This is a genomic window from Blautia sp. MSK18_10, from assembly GCF_020553185.1.
GTDB lineage: Bacteria > Bacillota > Clostridia > Lachnospirales > Lachnospiraceae > Blautia_A > Blautia_A wexlerae.
In genome coordinates, this window is record NZ_JAJCGT010000023.1 from 36,582 (window position 1) to 54,399 (window position 17,818).

Below are 17,818 nucleotides of genomic sequence, written 5' to 3' on the forward strand. Positions count from 1 at the left end.
CATGGGCAAAGTAAAGAAAATCCTCGCAGGAGTGCTTGTGGTGGTAATCGCAGGAAGCGGAATTACAGCGGGATTGATGCAGCTGAAGAAAAACAGCCAGAAAACAGTGGCGGTTACTCCTGTGAGCGGATTACTGCAGGAATTTTATACACCTTCCACCACGCTTGACGGAACCATTACATCCAGTGCAACACAGACAGTAAACGGTGATAAAGACCTGATTATTGATCAGATTTATGTGACAAAGGGAGATGCCGTAAAAAAAGGGGATCCTCTGATTTCTTTTGATACTACTCTGGTGGAAATGGAACTGAATATAGCAAAGCTGAAAAAACAGAAACTGGAGCAGGATTTAAATAAAGCAGTGAACAGATTGAACAGCCTTCAGAATGGTGGACCTGTAGAGGAAACAGATGCGGGTACAGACGCCGATAACCTGAATTCAAAAACAGGAAGAACTGATAATGATACAGGCGATGATGATATGAAACCGGATGATACGTTATCATCCGCAACAGATATGTCCGGTAATTATCTGGCAGCAGCCATGCATCCGTTTTTGTTATCTGCTTTTACAGATGGAGATGCAGTGGATAATGCGGGCTCAGACAATTCTTCATCCAAGTCAGATTTACCGGGAGATGATGCTTCAACAGATACCGGAAATACAGGCGGTTCATCAGACGGAACATCTGCGGATAATGATACTCCGGTATATTCGGATCCCTCAGCGAATGGATTCAGTGACGGAGAGAAGGATGATTTTAATTCAGGAAAAAATGATACACCGGAATTATCACCAACGCCAACGCCAACACTGGATGATCGTACCACATATTTTGATCCTTATTACCGAAAAGGTGATCCGAATATCACAGATGGTGACGAGCCGTTTTATCAAAAACTGGATGCAGATTCCGTTCCGTTTACAGGAAGTGGCACAGAGGACGATCCATATGTATATCTGTGTAGCAGTGCAAAAGAAAAAGTAACAGTAATGGGTTCATTCTTTAATAAACTTGCAGGATACAGTCCTGATGGAACCAAAGTTGTTAATCAGGGTGGTTACTGGTACCGTCTGGAATTTCATCAGAATGATACAATAGCGGACTATGATGATCTGAAAACCTCCTGCACAGGTTATTATCTGGTAAACGGAAGTTTTCTGGAGAAACCGGTATATGAATTTGCAGAGGTGGAATTTACACTGGCAGATGCAGATAAATATGATGAGAATCCAGATGATGGAGGAGATGATAATCCTGGTGGGAATGATGAACCTACCGGAACCCCTGTTTCCAGGGCAGATGCTATTAAGTATCAGAAGAGTAAGATTGCCAGTCTGAAGCTGGATCTCCAGGAAAGCGATATCAAGATATCACAGCTGGAAAAGAAAGCTAATAAAAAGCTTATCACTGCAAAACTGGATGGTACGGTTACTTATGTGGGGGATTCCGGAAGTGGTGAGACAACTGACGGTAAGGCTCTGATCAAGATAAAAAGCAGTGATGGATTTTATGTGGTAGGTTCTGTGAGTGAACTGATGCTCGATGATTTTAAAGAAGGCACAAAGCTTAATTGTACAAGTTATACCAGCGGATCTTTTGAGGCAGATGTTATGGATGTTTCGGAATATCCTGTAACCGGTAACAGTTCTTATGGAGGCAGCAATCCCAATGTATCTTATTATGCATTTACAGCAGTGGTGACTGATAAAACTCTTCAATTGGAGGATCAGGACTGGGTTACTGTTAATTATGAAGCATCTGCTGCAGAGAACATTATGGTCATCCAGAAAGCTTTTGTCAGAAATGACAATAATAAAAACTATGTATATAAAGATGATAAAGGCGTCCTGAAGAAGCAGGAGATTTCTGTAGGTGCAACTGTGGACAGCGGTTACAGTGTGATTGTCAAAGGTGGACTCAGTGAAGATGATCTGATTGCATTTCCTTATGGAAAAGATGTGAAAGAGGGCGCAAAGACAAAAGAAATTACTCTGGATCAGATGTATGGATATTAATTGAGAAAGGAGACATTTTATGCTTGAAAATATACGCCTGGCTTTTCAGGGAATATGGTCACATATGATGAGATCCTTCCTGACTATGCTGGGTATCATTATTGGTATTGCGTCTATCATTGCAATTGTTTCTACCATCAAAGGAACCAGTGAGCAGATTAAGGAAGACCTGATAGGTGCAGGTTCCAATACAGTAAATATTTATCTGTATGATGGAGATAATCAATATGATGCGGAATATGGAAATTCTTCAAAAGCACCGATTCTGACAGATGATGTAAAAGAAGAAGTGAAAGATCTGGACCATGTTGAGAATGCAACTTTTTATTATAACAGTACCAGCGCATCTATTTATAATAACAATAACAGTCTGGAGGGTGGAAGTGTTTACGGGATTGATGTGAACTATCTGGCTACTTGCGGATATATAATTCAGTCAGGACGGGGATTTGTAAAAGATGACTACAAAAATTACAATAAAGTTGCGCTGATCGATGACAATGCGGCACAGAATCTGTTCCCGTCACAGAACCCGGTAGGGCAGACTGTGGAGATCAATCAGGAACCATATACGATTGTGGGAGTGATCCGGCAGGATGAGAATTATCAGCCGACGATCAACAGTATTGACGAATATTACACTTATTATCAGTCGATTGTAGGAAGTGTAATGATTCCGGACAGTTGCTGGCCGATTTCCTTTAAATTTGATGTTCCTCAGAATGTAATTGTGAAAGCAGACAGCACAGATACCATGAGTTCGGTGGGAAATGCAGCAGCAGATGTGCTGAATAATTTAATTGCAGCCTTAAATACAGACGGAAATACAACCATGAAATACAAAGCCGATAATATTATGGAGCAGGTCAAGAATATGCAGAAACTCAGTGAGAGTACGAATAATCAGCTGATCTGGATTGCAAGTATTTCTCTTCTTGTAGGCGGTATTGGTGTCATGAATATCATGTTGGTTTCTGTTACAGAGCGTACCAAAGAGATTGGATTGAAAAAGGCTATCGGGGCACGTAAGAAGACGATTCTGGGACAGTTTCTGACAGAGGCTTCCGTACTTACCAGTATTGGCGGTATTATCGGAGTAATAACAGGAATCGGGCTGTCGAAAGTGGTGGGAAAGGTTACCGGTTCGCCTACTGCGATTAGTGTGCCATCAATTGTGATCGCAGTATTGTTTTCTACAGTGATAGGCGTGGTATTTGGACTGCTTCCTTCTGTGAAAGCAGCAAATTTAAATCCTATTGATGCGTTGAGAAGTGAATAAACACTGCACAGATAAAACAGACTTGATGTACAATACCTTTGTATATTGAGTCTGTTTTTCTGTAACATTTTTAGTTACTGTTTACTGGCAATATCCTGCAAAGCGTGTTATTGAAAACGAAGTGAACAATAACCATTTTTCTGTGGATTTTAAACAGAAAAACAATCAAATTTGTTTAGATGTCAAGAAATGTGCTAAAATTTGTACAAAAAATAAAAAAATATGGAAGTACAAAGACAGGTTGTGCTATAATGGAGTATCTCAAAAAGAATTATTTATACAGGAGAAAGTTCGCGGATGGTATCATTTACCTATATCATCAAAGATAAATTTGGAATACATGCAAGGCCCGGACTGCTTCTTGTGCAGGAAGCCGGAAAGCTTACGAGCAATATCACTATTTTTAAAGGAACAGACAGTGGTGATGCGAAGCGGATGTTCTGTGTTATGAATCTTGCAGTAAAACAGGGAGATCAGATAACAGTACATGTGGAAGGCGAGAATGAAGAGGCAGATGCCGAAGTAATGAGAGAGTTTTTGAAAAATAATCTGTAACTGTGAAGATGTCAGACAGTTATGCCATAATCTTTAATAAGGAGAATTGGAGTAATGAAAGTATTAGAAGGTAAGTCCGTATTTTCAGGAATCGCAATTGGAAAGATTTCTATTTTGCAGAAAGCAGACACAAGTGTAAAGCGTACGAAGGTAGAAAATCCGGAGGCAGAGATCACACGTGTGCAGGAAGCAAAAGAGAAAGCAGTTGAACAGCTTCAGAAACTGTATGATAAGGCACTCCGGGAAGTTGGAGAATCAGGTGCTGCTATTTTTGAAGTGCATCAGATGATGCTGGATGATGAGGACTATCTGGATTCTATTGATAACATTATCCGTACGGAGAATGTAAATGCAGAGTATGCAGTAGCAACAACAGGCGATAATTTTGCAGACATGTTTGCGCAGATGGATGATGACTACATGAAAGCAAGAGCGGCAGATATAAAGGATATTTCAGATCGTCTGGTACGTGTATTATCAGGACACGATGAGGGAGATATGGATGCTGCAGAACCATCTATTATCGTTGCTGAGGATCTGGCTCCAAGTGAAACTGTACAGATGGACAAGAGCAAAGTTCTTGCATTTGTTACAAGGAAAGGTTCTTCCAATTCCCATACAGCAATCCTTGCAAGAACTATGAATATCCCGGCGCTGATCAATATTGAATATGATGACAGCATGGATGGGAAAATGGCAGTTGTAGACGGTAAGACCGGTTCTCTTATTGTGGAACCGGATGCAGATACCCTGAAGAAATATCAGGATCAGAAAGACGAGGAGTTGCGCCAGAGAGCAATGCTCAAAGAATTAAAAGGCAAAACTACAGAGACAAAGAGTGGACATAAGATTCATCTGTACGCAAACATCGGAAGCACAGGCGATGTAGCCAGTGTACTGGCTAATGATGCAGAAGGTATTGGTCTATTCAGAAGTGAATTCATTTATCTGGAAAAAGATAATTATCCGACAGAGGAAGAGCAGTTCCAGATTTATAAAGCAGTAGCACAGAATATGGCAGGAAAGAAAGTAATCATCCGTACACTGGATATCGGCGCAGACAAGCAGATTGATTACTTTGATATGGCACACGAAGAGAATCCGGCAATGGGTTATCGTGCAATCCGTATCTGCCTGGACAGACCAGAAGTATTTAAGACACAGCTTCGTGCACTGTTCAGAGCAAGTATGTTCGGAAATATCTCCATTATGTATCCGATGATCATCTCTGTAACAGAAGTAAAACAGATCAAGGCTATTGTTGCAGAGGTTAAGAAAGAGCTGACAGAGCAGGGCATTCCGTTTAAAGATGACGTAGAGCAGGGTGTAATGATCGAGACACCGGCTGCAGTTATGATCAGTGATCTTCTTGCAAAAGAAGTTGATTTCTTCAGCATCGGAACTAACGATTTAACACAGTATACACTGGCAATCGACCGTCAGAATGCAAAACTGGATAATATTTATGATTCTCATCATGAAGCTGTACTTCGTATGATCCAGATGGTCATTGATAATGCACATAAAGAGGGAATCTGGGCAGGAATCTGCGGAGAGCTCGGAGCAGATACTACATTGACAGAACGCTTTATCCAGATGGGGATTGATGAATTATCTGTATCACCTACATTTGTTCTGCCGGTACGTAAGATCGTAAGGGAACTGGACTGATTCTGGCATAAATATCGCAAAAGAATAGAAACAGGCAGTCAAAATTCCGCATGGGTCAATCTATGCGGAATTTTTTTGCAATAAATTAGCGGTTCCTGATTGTGATACATAAAAAAATATGATAAACTGAACATAATCTGTAATTTTATGAAAAGATAATTGATACATAAAAAATCTGAAGTGGATCAGAAGCAAAGGAGATATGAATATGGGAAAAATTGCCATTGTCACAGACAGTAACAGCGGCATAACACAGGACCAGGCAAGAGAACTTGGAATCAGCGTAATTCCAATGCCTTTTTATATTAACGAGAAGCTTTATCTTGAAGGAATCACTCTTTCACAGGAAGAGTTTTATGAGAGACTTAAGAATGATGAGGCTATTTCTACTTCACAGCCGGGGCCGGCAGATGTATGCGGACTTTGGAATACATTACTGGAAAAGTATGATGAAGTAGTGCACATTCCAATGTCAAGCGGACTGAGTGCATCCTGCGATACAGCAATGGGACTGGCTCAGGAATATGACGGAAGAGTACATGTAGTAGACAATCAGAGAATTTCTGTTACGCAGAGACAATCTGTACTGGATGCCCTCACATTAAGAGATGCGGGCAGAAATGCGATACAGATCAAACAGGTTCTGGAAGAGCAGAAGCTGGATTCCAGTATCTATATTACTCTGGAAACTCTGAAATACCTTAAGAAAGGCGGAAGGATTACCCCTGCAGCAGCAGCAATCGGAACAGTTCTGAACCTGAAACCTGTGCTTCAGATCCAGGGTGAGAAGCTGGATGCATATTCCAAAACAAGAGGCAAGAAGCAGGCAAAACGTGTCATGCTCAAGGCTATGCAGAATGACTGGGAGAACCGCTTCGCAGAATACGTAAAACGTGGCGAAATGTGCCTGCAGTCTGCTTATACAGGAAATCAGGAGGAAGCAGAGGAATTTAAGAAAGAAATTGCCGAAGTATTCCCCGGAATTGAGATTGTGCAGAATCCGTTATCATTAAGTGTTGCATGCCATATCGGACATGGTGCTATTGCAGTTGCATGTTCAAGAAAAGTGGTAGTAGAATAAAACAATCTGAGGAGTTAGGAAAGAATGAAGAAACTTATGGAACAGATGGCGGAAGAACTTTCCGCAGCATTTGAAAAATCCGGATACGACCCATCCTACGGAAAAGTAACCGTATCCAACAGACCGGATCTTTGCGAATTTCAGTGCAACGGTGCTATGGCAGGAGCCAAAGCATACAAGAAGGCACCGTTTATGATCGCTGATGATGTAGTAGCATACTTAAAAGACAGCCAGGTTTTCTCCATGGCAGAAGTCGTAAAACCGGGATTTATCAATTTAAAAGTAAAAGGTGAATTCCTTGCAGATTACTTAAAGGAAATGGCAGCAGACGAGAAACTTTCCGTATCTGCAGCAAAAGAGCCGAAGACGATCATCATCGACTACGGTGGACCAAACGTTGCAAAACCTCTTCATGTAGGACATCTTCGTTCTGCAATCATCGGAGAAAGTATTAAGAGAATCAGTCGCTTTGTAGGACATAAAGTGATCGGTGATGTTCATCTGGGAGACTGGGGTCTTCAGATGGGGCTGATCATTACGGAACTGAAACACAGAAAACCGGAGCTGGTTTATTTTGATGATTCTTACACAGGAGAGTATCCGGAGGAAGCACCATTTACGATCAGCGAGCTGGAAGAGATCTATCCATGTGCAAGCGGCAAGTCCAAAGAGGATGAAGCGTACAGAAACGAAGCTCTGGAAGCAACTCATCTTCTTCAGCAGGGCAAACCGGGATACATGGCTCTCTGGAACCATATTATGAACGTATCCGTTACAGACCTGAAGCGCAACTATGACAAATTAAATGTGTCTTTTGATCTCTGGAAAAAGGAATCCGATGCACAGCCATATATTCCTGGAATGGTTGAGGAGATGAAAGAAAAAGGATTCGCTTATGTAGACCAGGGTGCACTTGTAGTAGATGTAAAAGAAGAGAACGACACAAAAGAGATTCCTCCATGTATGCTTCTGAAATCAGACGGAGCTTCTCTTTATACAACTACAGACCTTGCAACAATCGTAGAGCGAATGAAATTATTTAACCCGGATGAGATCTTGTATGTGGTAGACAAACGTCAGGAACTTCACTTTATCCAGGTATTCCGCTGTGCAAGAAAGACCGGGCTTGTAAAAGATGATACAAAGCTTTCTTTCCTTGGATTCGGAACCATGAACGGAAAAGACGGAAAACCGTTCAAGACAAGAGAGGGCGGCGTTATGCGTCTGGAAACTCTCATTAAAGACATCAACGAAGAGATGTTTACCAAGATTGTTGAGAATCGCAGCGTGAAAGATAAAGATGCGAAAGAAACTGCAGAGATCGTAGGGCTTTCCGCGATCAAATACGGTGACCTTTCCAATCAGGCTACCAAGGATTACATTTTTGATATTGACAGATTTACATCATTTGAAGGTAATACAGGTCCGTATATCCTTTATACGATCGTTCGTATCAAATCTATTCTGAACCGTTTTGCAGAAGAGGGCGGCAACCTTGAAGCAGGTGCAATCCTTGATCCAGTAAACGACAGCCAGAAGAACCTGATGCTTCAACTGACAGGTTTCGGTGCAACTGTAGAGAACGCTTTTGAAGAAAAAGCACCGCATAAGATCTGTGCATATATTTATGAAGTATCCAATGCATTCAACAGCTTCTATCATGAGACAAAGATCCTCAGCGAAGAGAACGAAGCACAGAAAGCTTCCTTCATCCAGTTGTTGAAACTCACTAAGAAAGTTCTGGAGACATGTATCGATCTTCTTGGATTTTCTGCACCGGACAGAATGTAAAAATAAGATTCATCAATAAATCAACTTGTTGGTATACTAGTTACTGTTCACACACCACTATCCCGCGAGGTGTTTTGGCATGAATATGCCAAAATCCCGAGACATACAAGCCAAAAATTCATTGCCGCAGGCAATCTGGAATGAATTTTGGCTATGTTACTGAGAACGGAGTGAACAGTAACGTATACTAAGCCCTGTTTACATATATTGTAAATGGGGCTTTTCAAAAAGAACGAAATGTGCTATCATGTATTTATCTAATCTATACGTGATGAAATTCTTTCATCACATTTTCCATTTTTGTTTTAAACGAATTGTGAATATCTGCTTGGCTCAGATAAACTGCGGAGCAGTTATTCGGTTATGAGCAAGTAGCGAATCTGATGATTTTATCTGTTTGACAATTGAACAGGAGGTGAACCAGTGAATTTATCTGGAACTGTATTAAAAGGGCGTTACTGTATTCTGAATCCTGTTGGAAAAGGCGGCGGAGGGAAAGTTTACCTTGCCAGAGACCTGGAACTGGGCGTTTTGTGGGCGGTAAAAGAAATACCGGTATCCGACAAAAGTGAAGCTCGTATGCTTTTGAAACTTTCGCATCCGTCTTTGCCAAAGATGATAGATTACATAGAAGATAACCGAAAATGTTACCTTGTTATGGAATATGTCAGGGGAAAATCTCTGGGTGAGTATTTAAGAGGCGGAAAACATTTTTCCATAAATGAAATCGTTAAATATGGAATGGAGATTTCAGATGTATTCTCCTATTTTCATGGTCGGAAACCACCGGTTTATTATGGAGATCTGAAGCCTGACAATCTGATGCTGGGTGAGAATGGAAGATTATATCTGATCGATCTGGGCGGTGCTGTAAACGGATATAAATATCACCATAAAGTATGTACAGGCACTGCCGGTTTTGCTGCGCCGGAACAATATGAGGGAAAGATAAATGCAGCAACAGATATTTATACATTTGGAAAAACATTATCTGCCTTATGTGGAAAAACAGATTGTCTGTTATTCATCCGGAACATGTCATTATTCTGGCTTATTTTCAGATGCTGCATGAAGAAACCGGAAATGCGTTATCAAAATATGAAGACTGTACAGAAAAAACTAAGCAGAATCCAGAAGAGACAAAATCAGAGTAAAATTAAAAACATGTTGGTTTTGGCAGGGAGCAGTATTGCTTTTGCAGTAATAACTGTTTTTCTTCTGTTTAGTTCTGATCTGGTATCCGGCTCCAAAACATTTGATTTTTATGAAGAGCTAACTGATATTACAGACCTTTATTATCAGGAAGAATTTCAAAACGACAGTAAAGCGGACAGGGAAAAAATTTGTGAACAGGCAGATACCGGACTGCGGAAATTACAAAAACAATGCACTGAAAAAGAGGAGTCAAGAAAGATATTACAGATTCTGGCAGTAAACAGTGAGTATCAGGAAAATTATGAAAATGCAGGATTCTACTATGAGCAAATGCTTCTTTATGATGAAACTTACAGAGCCGGATACGGTGAATATGGAATGTTCCTGTTCCGTACCGGGCAAAAGGAAGCCGGTCAGGCACTATGGACAGAATATAAGTCGAAAGAAACAATGTTAGACGATACAGTCAGCAGAAATCTGAGATTGTGGGAAAAGGAGATGACTAAGAGTGAAGAAAAATCATAACAGACTCTGGATTGTGACATTTGTATGTTTATGTCTGTGTCTGACTTCGACTATCTCTGCCATGCAGATGGGAGGTTTTGATATTGATGTAGGAAATGGAGAAAACAGCAGCTGGCAATGGCATGAGGAACAGCAGTGGAATCAGAGCAGTTGGGAGAATACGTGGGAAAATAACCGGCAGACTGGAGACAACACATCAGAAACTCCTGTACAGAACGATCAGGCCCAGGACAATGGATATCAGTATGATTCTGATATAGAAAACGGAACACAGGATAATATACAGCAATGGGATGGTGTACAGCAGAATAACACTGACTGGAATAACAGCAGTCAATGGAACAATAATTCTCAGTGGGATAATAATTCTCAGAATAATAATGTCCAGAATAATAACGTTCAGAGTAATAATGCCCGGAATAATAATTCTGCATGGAACGCTCAACCTCAGACAGATAACAATATGCAGATAACATCCCGGACGGATAATGAATCCGCTGTTAAGATATCAGAAAAACCCACCCCAACATCAATACCTGTACCAACACCTAAACCTGCGAAAAATCCGAAGCCGACAAAAACACCCAAATCAACTCAGCCCCCAACTCCTAAGCCGTCAAAAAAGAAAAATAAGAAGAAACAAAATAAAGCAAAGAAAACAGAAAAAGAAAACAAGAATACAGGTAATTCCAAAGTGTTTCAGAATAAAGAAAACCAGGGGGATACTGTTGAATACACGCATGTAAAAGATGAAGCTGTTAAGTTTCATTGCACACAAAATACAGATAGTTTCCATACCCCGCGAATTCAGATAATATCCCGGGGCTCTGTTCAGATTCTTTCTTTTCGGCTTAACAAAACAGAATGTCCCTGGCATTGGGAAGGAGACTGGATCATACCGGATACGGAAGATGAAAATGTAAAAGAAATAGAATTGTTGGTTATCTCTCAAGGCGGAAAGCTGATAAAAATGAATCCCCGGATTTTTTCCTCATAGACGCTTCAGGAAAACAATGCTATAATTTATCATATTATATCAATTTTTCTGAGACAGGAGGAACCTATGTACAAAGTAATTTTGTTTGATTTAGATGGAACATTAACAGAATCCGGAGAGGGTATCACGAAATCTGTTCAGTATGCACTGGAGAGAATTGGAAAGCCTGAACCGGACCTTGAGAAACTGAAGGTTTTCATAGGACCGCCGCTTATGGAGATGTTTATGCAATATGCACAGATTGATGAGGCAACCGCAAAACAGGCGGTGGAAATTTACAGAGAACGCTATTCTGTGACAGGAATCTTTGAAAATGCCGTATATCCGGGAATTGAGAACATGCTGGCACAGTTGGAGAAGAAAGGATATATTCTCGCAGTAGCATCCTCTAAACCGGAAGTATATGTGAGACAGATCCTGGATCATTTTGGACTTACCCGGTACTTCACAGAAATCGGCGGAAGCGAATTGAATGGTCGAAGAACAAACAAGACAGAAGTGATCGAAGATGTTCTGAAACGTCTGAATATGGACAAACACAGAGATCAGGTTATTATGGTTGGAGATAAAGAACATGATGTATACGGAGCACGCAAAGCTGGCCTGGAATGTATTGCAGTTTCTTTCGGATATGGAACTGAAGAAGAGCTTAAACAGGCAAAACCTCTGAAAATCGTTGATTCTGCAGAAGGAATCGTAGATTTTTTCGCCTGAGCCCTCTGCGAAAACAAAATATTGTTTCTAAAATCTGGAGGGCAGGATATCCGGCAGGAATCCATTTTGTGATTTCGCAGATCGTTGCAGGGACTGCGTTGGCAGTATTTGCAAGAACAGCAGAAAATTCGGCAGAGACATACTATAATTACACGATTTTTCTCACAGGCTTAACAGGAATCCTGGCTATGATCCCGGCATTGTATTTTTATCGAAGAGATAAAGTTAGAAGAATTGCCGGCGGTCTGATCCCGGCACAGAAAAAAGTACCGCTTTCCTTACTGGAAATAATTCTTCTGCTTCTGGCAGGAGCCGGACTTGCACAGTATGGAAATTTCCTGATGGCAATTCTTCAGTCATTTATCAACAGCAGTGCCTACCAGGAAAGCATGACCAGAATTACAGAAGGAAAATCACTTTTTATGATGATTTTCTGGATGGGAATCGTTGCGCCGGCAGCAGAGGAAATGATCTTTCGCTGGTTAATCTATCTGCGTCTGCGTGACTGGATGAAGCTGCCGGTGGCAGCAGTGATTTCCGGAGTGGTCTTTGGTATATATCACGGAAATATCGTGCAGGGAATATACGCAAGTATCCTTGGAACAGCATTTGCATGGATACTGGAAATGAGTGGAAATATTTACAGCAGTATGCTGCTTCATATGGGAGCGAATATCTGGTCATTGCTTATTACAGAATATGCACTGGATCTGTTTTCCATGAAATACGGTGTGCAGATTTTGATATTGATCTATCTGATTCTGCTGGCCGGCGTAGTGTGCTGCCTTACTCATTTCGAAAAAGTGTATAGTGTAAGAAAAAAGAAGAGAATGATATAAAAAATCTGCCATAAAAAGCAGATGATGATTAACAGGAGAATGTGATGGGAAAAGCAGTTCGTCTGGATAAGTTTCTGGCAGATGCAGGAGTAGGGACCAGAAGTGAGGTAAAAAAATATATTCAAAAAGGAAAAGTACAGATCAACGGTGTACCTGCAAAGAAACCGGAGATCAAGGTTAGTGAAGAGGATGAAGTAATTCTGGATGGAAACAAAGTTTCCAGGGCACCGGAATTCGTCTATTATCTTCTGCACAAACCTGCAGGTTATATCAGTGCGACTGAGGATAAGCGTGACAGAACAGTGATGGAACTGGTGCCGTCAGACAGGAAAGATATTTTTCCTGTAGGGAGACTGGATAAAGATACAGAGGGCCTGCTTCTGATCACAGATGACGGAGCATTGGCACATGAACTTCTTTCTCCGAAGAAGCATGTAGACAAAACTTACTATGCTGTCACAGATGGTTGCGTGACAAAAGAGGATGTACAGAGATTTGCTGAGGGTCTGGAGATTGGAGAAAAAAATCCGACTATGCCAGCGAAACTGGAAATCCTCAGAACCAGAAAAGTGGAAGAGGCAGAACTGGAACAGTATCCGTCAGGATGGTCTTCGGAAATTCAGCTTACGATCAAAGAAGGCAAATTCCATCAGGTCAAGCGAATGACAGAAGCAGTAGGAAAGAAAGTGGTCTATCTGAAACGAATTTCCATGGGAGTATTAACATTGCCGGATGACCTGAAAAAAGGAGAATGCCGTCAGTTGACTGCTGAAGAAGAGAAAAAACTGAAAGACAGCATTGGCAGATCCTGAAAAACCTGTAAAAATAATAAAAAATTTGCAAAAAACCCTCTTTACATGGAGGGTTTTTGTATGCTATACTACAGAAGTTGCGAGTCATGCGCATCTATTGTGCATGCAAAAATATACACGTTCGGAGATTCCCGCGGATGGTGCCCTGCGGTGTGAGGCTGGGTCCCCAGGAAAAAGAACCGGGCGGAAGAAATTAACCAAAAAGGAGAACAAACATGAGCGTTATTTCAATGAAACAGCTTTTAGAAGCAGGCGTACATTTCGGACATCAGACAAGAAGATGGAACCCTAAAATGGCTCCATACATCTACACAGAGAGAAACGGTATCTACATCATCGACTTACAGCAGTCTGTAGGTATGGTTGACGATGCTTACAATGCAATCGCTGATATCGTAGCAGACGGTGGAAGCATCTTATTCGTAGGAACAAAGAAACAGGCTCAGGATGCTATCAAAACAGAAGCAGAGCGTTGCGGACAGTTCTATGTAAACGAGAGATGGTTAGGTGGTATGCTTACAAACTTCAAAACTATCCAGAGCCGTATTGCAAGACTGAAAGAAATCGAAGCTATGGAAGCTGATGGAACATTTGACGTTCTTCCTAAGAAAGAAGTTATTGAGCTGAAAAAAGAACTTGCAAAATTACAGAAAAACATCGGCGGTATCAAAGAAATGAAGAGACTTCCGGATGCAATCTTCATCGTAGATCCTAAGAAAGAAAGAATCTGCGTACAGGAAGCTCATACATTAGGAATCCCGCTTATCGGTATCTGCGATACAAACTGCGATCCGGAAGAACTGGATTATGTAATTCCGGGTAACGATGATGCAATCCGTGCAGTAAAATTAATCGTTTCCAAAATGGCAGACGCTGTTATCGAAGCAAAACAGGGTACTGCAGATGCAGACGGTGAAATCGAAGCTGAATCTGAAGAGTTCGCAGCTACAGAAGAATAATTTTTTGAACCAGTACAGGAAAGCCGACAGGCTTTCCTGTCATTGAAAAAGGAAAAGCCCCTCCGGGCGATTTACGAATATTATTCAGGAGGAAAATGAAATGGCTATCACAGCAGCACAGGTAAAAGAATTAAGAGAAATGACCGGCGCCGGAATGATGGATTGTAAGAAAGCTCTTACAGCTACAGAAGGTGATATGGATAAAGCAGTAGAATTCCTTCGCGAAAAAGGTCTTGCTACAGCACAGAAGAAAGCAAGCCGTGTAGCAGCAGAAGGTCTTTGCAAAACTTTAGTTTCCGAAGACGGAAAGAAAGCAGTTGTTGTAGAAGTTAACGCTGAGACAGACTTCGTAGCTAAGAATGAAAAATTCCAGAACTACGTTGCAGATGTAGCAGCTCAGGCTATGAACACAACAGCAGCAGATATCGATGCTTTCCTTGCAGAAGCATGGGCACTTGATACAACTAAGACTGTTAAAGAAGCTCTTGCAGCTCAGATCGCAGTTATCGGCGAGAACATGAACATCAGAAGATTTGCTCAGGTTACAGAAGAGAACGGTTTCGTTGCTTCCTACACACATATGGGCGGTAAGATCGGTGTTCTTGTAGACGTTGAAACAGACGTAGTTAACGATGCTGTTAAAGAAATGGCTAAGAACGTAGCAATGCAGATTGCAGCTCTGAAACCACAGTACACAAGCGATAGCGAAGTAAGCGCAGAATACATTGAGCATGAGAAAGAAATCCTTATGGCTCAGATCCAGAACGATCCGAAAGAATCCCAGAAACCGGCTAAGGTTATCGAAGGAATGATCACAGGACGTATCAAAAAAGAGCTTAAAGAAATCTGCCTTCTTGACCAGACATACGTTAAAGCTGAAGACGGAAAACAGTCTGTAGCTAAATACGTAGAGCAGGTTGCTAAAGAAAACGGTGCTAAGATCACTGTTAAAGGTTTCGTACGTTACGAGACAGGTGATGGTATCGAAAAGAAAGAAGAGAACTTTGCAGAAGAAGTTGCAAAACAGATGGCACAGTAATCTGGTTTTTGCAGAACTTTAAAAAGAGTCTTAAAACCCTTGAAAATCCAGTATTTTCAAGGGTTTTTCTTATATACACCACTTCATATATTGCATTATAAATTCATGTAACTTTTTAAACGGATTTTCGTAAAATGTTCGTCATGGTTTTCGTAAAACCTGCGTACGAACTTCTTAACGAAAACTTCGCATGATTTTTAAGAAAAATGTGGCGATTTCGGTAGCTAACTATAAAGCAATTTATAATACTTGCAGGAATAGAGGTTCAAATTGCAAAAAGATTTGGGCAGTAGTAGGAAGGTTGGAAATGTGGTATGATTGAGAACAGGACATAAGAGAAAACAGGAACTGAATAGAGTGTGAGTAAAGAAGAAATCTTTGAATATGTGCAACAGCAATATGGAACACTCCCAGAATATCTATGGAGCAAATGACATTTTGGAAGAATACAGAAAGTGTGAGTAAAGAAATTATGGAATTGTTGAAAACAATCAGAGGAGACATTACAAAAATTACAGATGTTCAGGCAATCGTAAATGCTGCGAATAATTCACTTCTTGGTGGCGGAGGTGTGGATGGAGCAATTCACAGAGCAGCAGGACCAGAACTTTTGGAAGAATGCAGAACATTACATGGATGTGAGACAGGGAAGGCAAAAATTACAAAAGCATATAAGCTCCCTTGTGAGTATGTTATCCATACAGTAGGACCAATATGGAATGGTGGGAATCAAAATGAAAAAGAATTACTTGCAAGCTGTTATTTATCTTCTATGCAGCTGGCACTGGAACACAAAATCAGAAAAATCGCATTTCCGTCAATTTCTACAGGAGTGTATTCATTTCCGGTTGGACTTGCAGCAAGAATTGCAGTAAATACAGTTGCTGGATTTTTGAAGGAACATCCAGATGATTTTGATCTGGTGGAGTGGGTTTTGTTTGATGAACATACGGAATTGGTTTATGCGATAGAAGTAAATGCGCATAATAAAGGAATATAGAAGATGAGAATATTGATGTTAGGAAACAGTTTTACAACGGCAAATCATATGCCGGACATGTTGGATGAGTTGACCGGTGCAGAGATTGTGCAACATACCCGTGGAGGGGCACGATTGGCAGAGCAGTTAAATCCGAAAACAAAGATGGGAAAGCGTACACAGGAAGCTTTGCAAAATGAAAAATGGGATTTTGTCATTTTACAGGAAATGAGCAATGGTCCAATTACATCAAAAGCCAGTTTCCTTGAAAATGCAGAAAAACTCTGTGAGAAGATCAGGGAGAATGGAGCAAAGCCAGTTTTTTATGCGACCTGGGCATATCAACGTGGAGGAAAGAAGTTGGAAACTTTTGGAATGGATTATGATGAGATGTATCAGAAACTGTATGAAGCTTATCACCTGGCAGCAGATAGAAACCATACTTTGATTGCAGATGTTGGAAAGAAATTTTATGAACTTTCAGATAAAGTAAATCTTTATGCGGATGATGGGTGCCATCCAAATGAAAAAGGTTCCCAGATAGCAGCAGAGATAATTGCAGAAGTCTTGATGAATTGAATAACGTGATATGAAAAAAGCAGCTTGATTATCGAGTTAGTTACTCTCGGTTCAAACTGCTTTTCTTTTGGGCTTTATCTCTCATACAGGAGTATTGTCATCATCAAGTTGAAAAATATCGGCTATCTGGGATTCTATTTTTATGAAATCGTGGTGCCACAGGCAAAAGAAACTGCTTTGTCCATGGCTGCGGATGGAATGAAAGCTGAAAAAATAGCCCACTATCTCAAAGTAAGTGTTGCGATGGTTCAGAACTGGATCGATGAAAGCATGAGTGTTGTACAATAATTTAATGATATAATGAAGAGAAGCTGCCAGGAGATAAGAAAAATCTCTTGGTGGTTTTTGGGAATTAAACCTATGATTTTTTTGTAAAATAGTTCTATAGAACTACTACTTGATTTGCAGATTCTGTATCTTTCAATTATCCATAGGTATACTAATTTTAGGGATTTTTTTAAAGTTTAAACTATCTTCATTTTGCGGCAAAAAATAAATTTCATCTTTCAATTACTACTGGGGATGTCGAAATGTGGTATTAACCGACATCCTCTTATGATATCATCCTGCATATCTAACTTCCATAAATTGTCTTTCGTTATCAGAAATTGGTGGATTTTCCAGCGCTTTAATCCAGTAGATTTCTCCATCGCATTCTAACTGAATATACATCTTTTCGTTTATGAGTGCGCATTTAATGATTTTTGTTAATGATCCGGTTTTCAGTGTCGTGTTCACCGCAGTAGCATCTGGTCTGGTATATGTCGGAAGATCACTGTTTACTGTGAAATATCGGCTGCTTCCGTCTGCGGAATATATT

17 protein-coding genes are annotated in these 17,818 nt (G+C 40.6%); 16 read left to right on the top strand and 1 reads right to left on the bottom strand.

Translation table 11 applies throughout. From position 1 onward, the window contains the following. The first annotated feature begins 1 nt into the window (after position 1). The 16 genes from LI074_RS10620 to LI074_RS10695 all read left to right on the top strand — a co-directional run bounded on the left by LI074_RS10620 (position 2) and on the right by LI074_RS10695 (position 17,286). Complete coding sequence (locus tag LI074_RS10620; protein WP_173698170.1) at positions 2–2,023, top strand: hypothetical protein; 2,022 nt, start codon at positions 2–4, stop codon at positions 2,021–2,023. 19 nt (positions 2,024–2,042) lie between these two features. Continuing rightward, entirely contained in the window at positions 2,043–3,302 is a 1,260-nt protein-coding gene (locus LI074_RS10625; protein WP_173698171.1) for an ABC transporter permease, read from the top strand. Between the two features lie 297 nt (positions 3,303–3,599). Continuing rightward, positions 3,600–3,857 carry an HPr family phosphocarrier protein gene (locus tag LI074_RS10630; RefSeq protein ID WP_008703704.1) on the top strand — a complete coding sequence of 86 codons (258 nt, stop codon included), beginning with the start codon at positions 3,600–3,602 and terminating at the stop codon, positions 3,855–3,857. A 54-nt stretch (positions 3,858–3,911) separates the two neighbouring features. Next, a complete protein-coding gene (ptsP, locus tag LI074_RS10635) occupies positions 3,912–5,528 on the top strand; it encodes a phosphoenolpyruvate--protein phosphotransferase (RefSeq protein WP_062807796.1) in 1,617 nt (538 codons plus the stop codon). 208 nt (positions 5,529–5,736) lie between these two features. Further along, positions 5,737–6,609, top strand: coding sequence for a DegV family protein (locus LI074_RS10640; RefSeq protein WP_173698172.1), 873 nt, complete (start codon positions 5,737–5,739; stop codon positions 6,607–6,609). Positions 6,610–6,633: 24 nt separating this feature from the next. After that, positions 6,634–8,400, top strand: coding sequence for an arginine--tRNA ligase (gene argS, locus LI074_RS10645; RefSeq protein ID WP_173698173.1), 1,767 nt, complete (start codon positions 6,634–6,636; stop codon positions 8,398–8,400). A 423-nt stretch (positions 8,401–8,823) separates the two neighbouring features. Beyond that, positions 8,824–10,080, top strand: coding sequence for a serine/threonine protein kinase (locus tag LI074_RS10650; RefSeq protein ID WP_173698174.1), 1,257 nt, complete (start codon positions 8,824–8,826; stop codon positions 10,078–10,080). Further along, entirely contained in the window at positions 10,064–11,077 is a 1,014-nt protein-coding gene (locus LI074_RS10655) for a hypothetical protein (RefSeq protein WP_118341848.1), read from the top strand. Before LI074_RS10650 ends, LI074_RS10655 begins: the two co-directional genes overlap by 17 nt. Positions 11,078–11,143: 66 nt before the next feature. Then, positions 11,144–11,791: an HAD-IA family hydrolase gene (locus LI074_RS10660; protein WP_008703695.1), complete on the top strand. Its 648-nt coding sequence runs from the start codon at positions 11,144–11,146 to the stop codon at positions 11,789–11,791. Between the two features lie 68 nt (positions 11,792–11,859). Further along, positions 11,860–12,630: a CPBP family intramembrane glutamic endopeptidase gene (locus tag LI074_RS10665; protein ID WP_265107670.1), complete on the top strand. Its 771-nt coding sequence runs from the start codon at positions 11,860–11,862 to the stop codon at positions 12,628–12,630. A gap of 44 nt (positions 12,631–12,674) precedes the next feature. Then, positions 12,675–13,442 carry a pseudouridine synthase gene (locus LI074_RS10670; RefSeq protein ID WP_055053986.1) on the top strand — a complete coding sequence of 256 codons (768 nt, stop codon included), beginning with the start codon at positions 12,675–12,677 and terminating at the stop codon, positions 13,440–13,442. Positions 13,443–13,657: 215 nt separating this feature from the next. Continuing rightward, a complete protein-coding gene (rpsB, locus tag LI074_RS10675) occupies positions 13,658–14,401 on the top strand; it encodes a 30S ribosomal protein S2 (protein WP_008703689.1) in 744 nt (247 codons plus the stop codon). A gap of 100 nt (positions 14,402–14,501) precedes the next feature. Beyond that, positions 14,502–15,440, top strand: coding sequence for a translation elongation factor Ts (gene tsf / locus LI074_RS10680; RefSeq protein WP_008703687.1), 939 nt, complete (start codon positions 14,502–14,504; stop codon positions 15,438–15,440). A 472-nt stretch (positions 15,441–15,912) separates the two neighbouring features. Further along, the gene (locus LI074_RS10685) at positions 15,913–16,440 is read left to right on the top strand and encodes an O-acetyl-ADP-ribose deacetylase (RefSeq protein ID WP_022380889.1); all 528 of its coding nucleotides are present in this window, start codon (positions 15,913–15,915) and stop codon (positions 16,438–16,440) included. A 3-nt stretch (positions 16,441–16,443) separates the two neighbouring features. Next, positions 16,444–16,998 carry an SGNH/GDSL hydrolase family protein gene (locus LI074_RS10690; protein ID WP_022380888.1) on the top strand — a complete coding sequence of 185 codons (555 nt, stop codon included), beginning with the start codon at positions 16,444–16,446 and terminating at the stop codon, positions 16,996–16,998. 24 nt (positions 16,999–17,022) lie between these two features. Beyond that, positions 17,023–17,286 carry a hypothetical protein gene (locus tag LI074_RS10695; RefSeq protein ID WP_147419030.1) on the top strand — a complete coding sequence of 88 codons (264 nt, stop codon included), beginning with the start codon at positions 17,023–17,025 and terminating at the stop codon, positions 17,284–17,286. Positions 17,287–17,559: 273 nt separating this feature from the next. On the opposite strand, the gene LI074_RS10700 is transcribed toward LI074_RS10695, so the two are convergent. Then, on the bottom strand, positions 17,560–17,818 hold a 259-nt coding region (locus LI074_RS10700), incomplete at its 5' end, for a hypothetical protein (protein WP_330597709.1).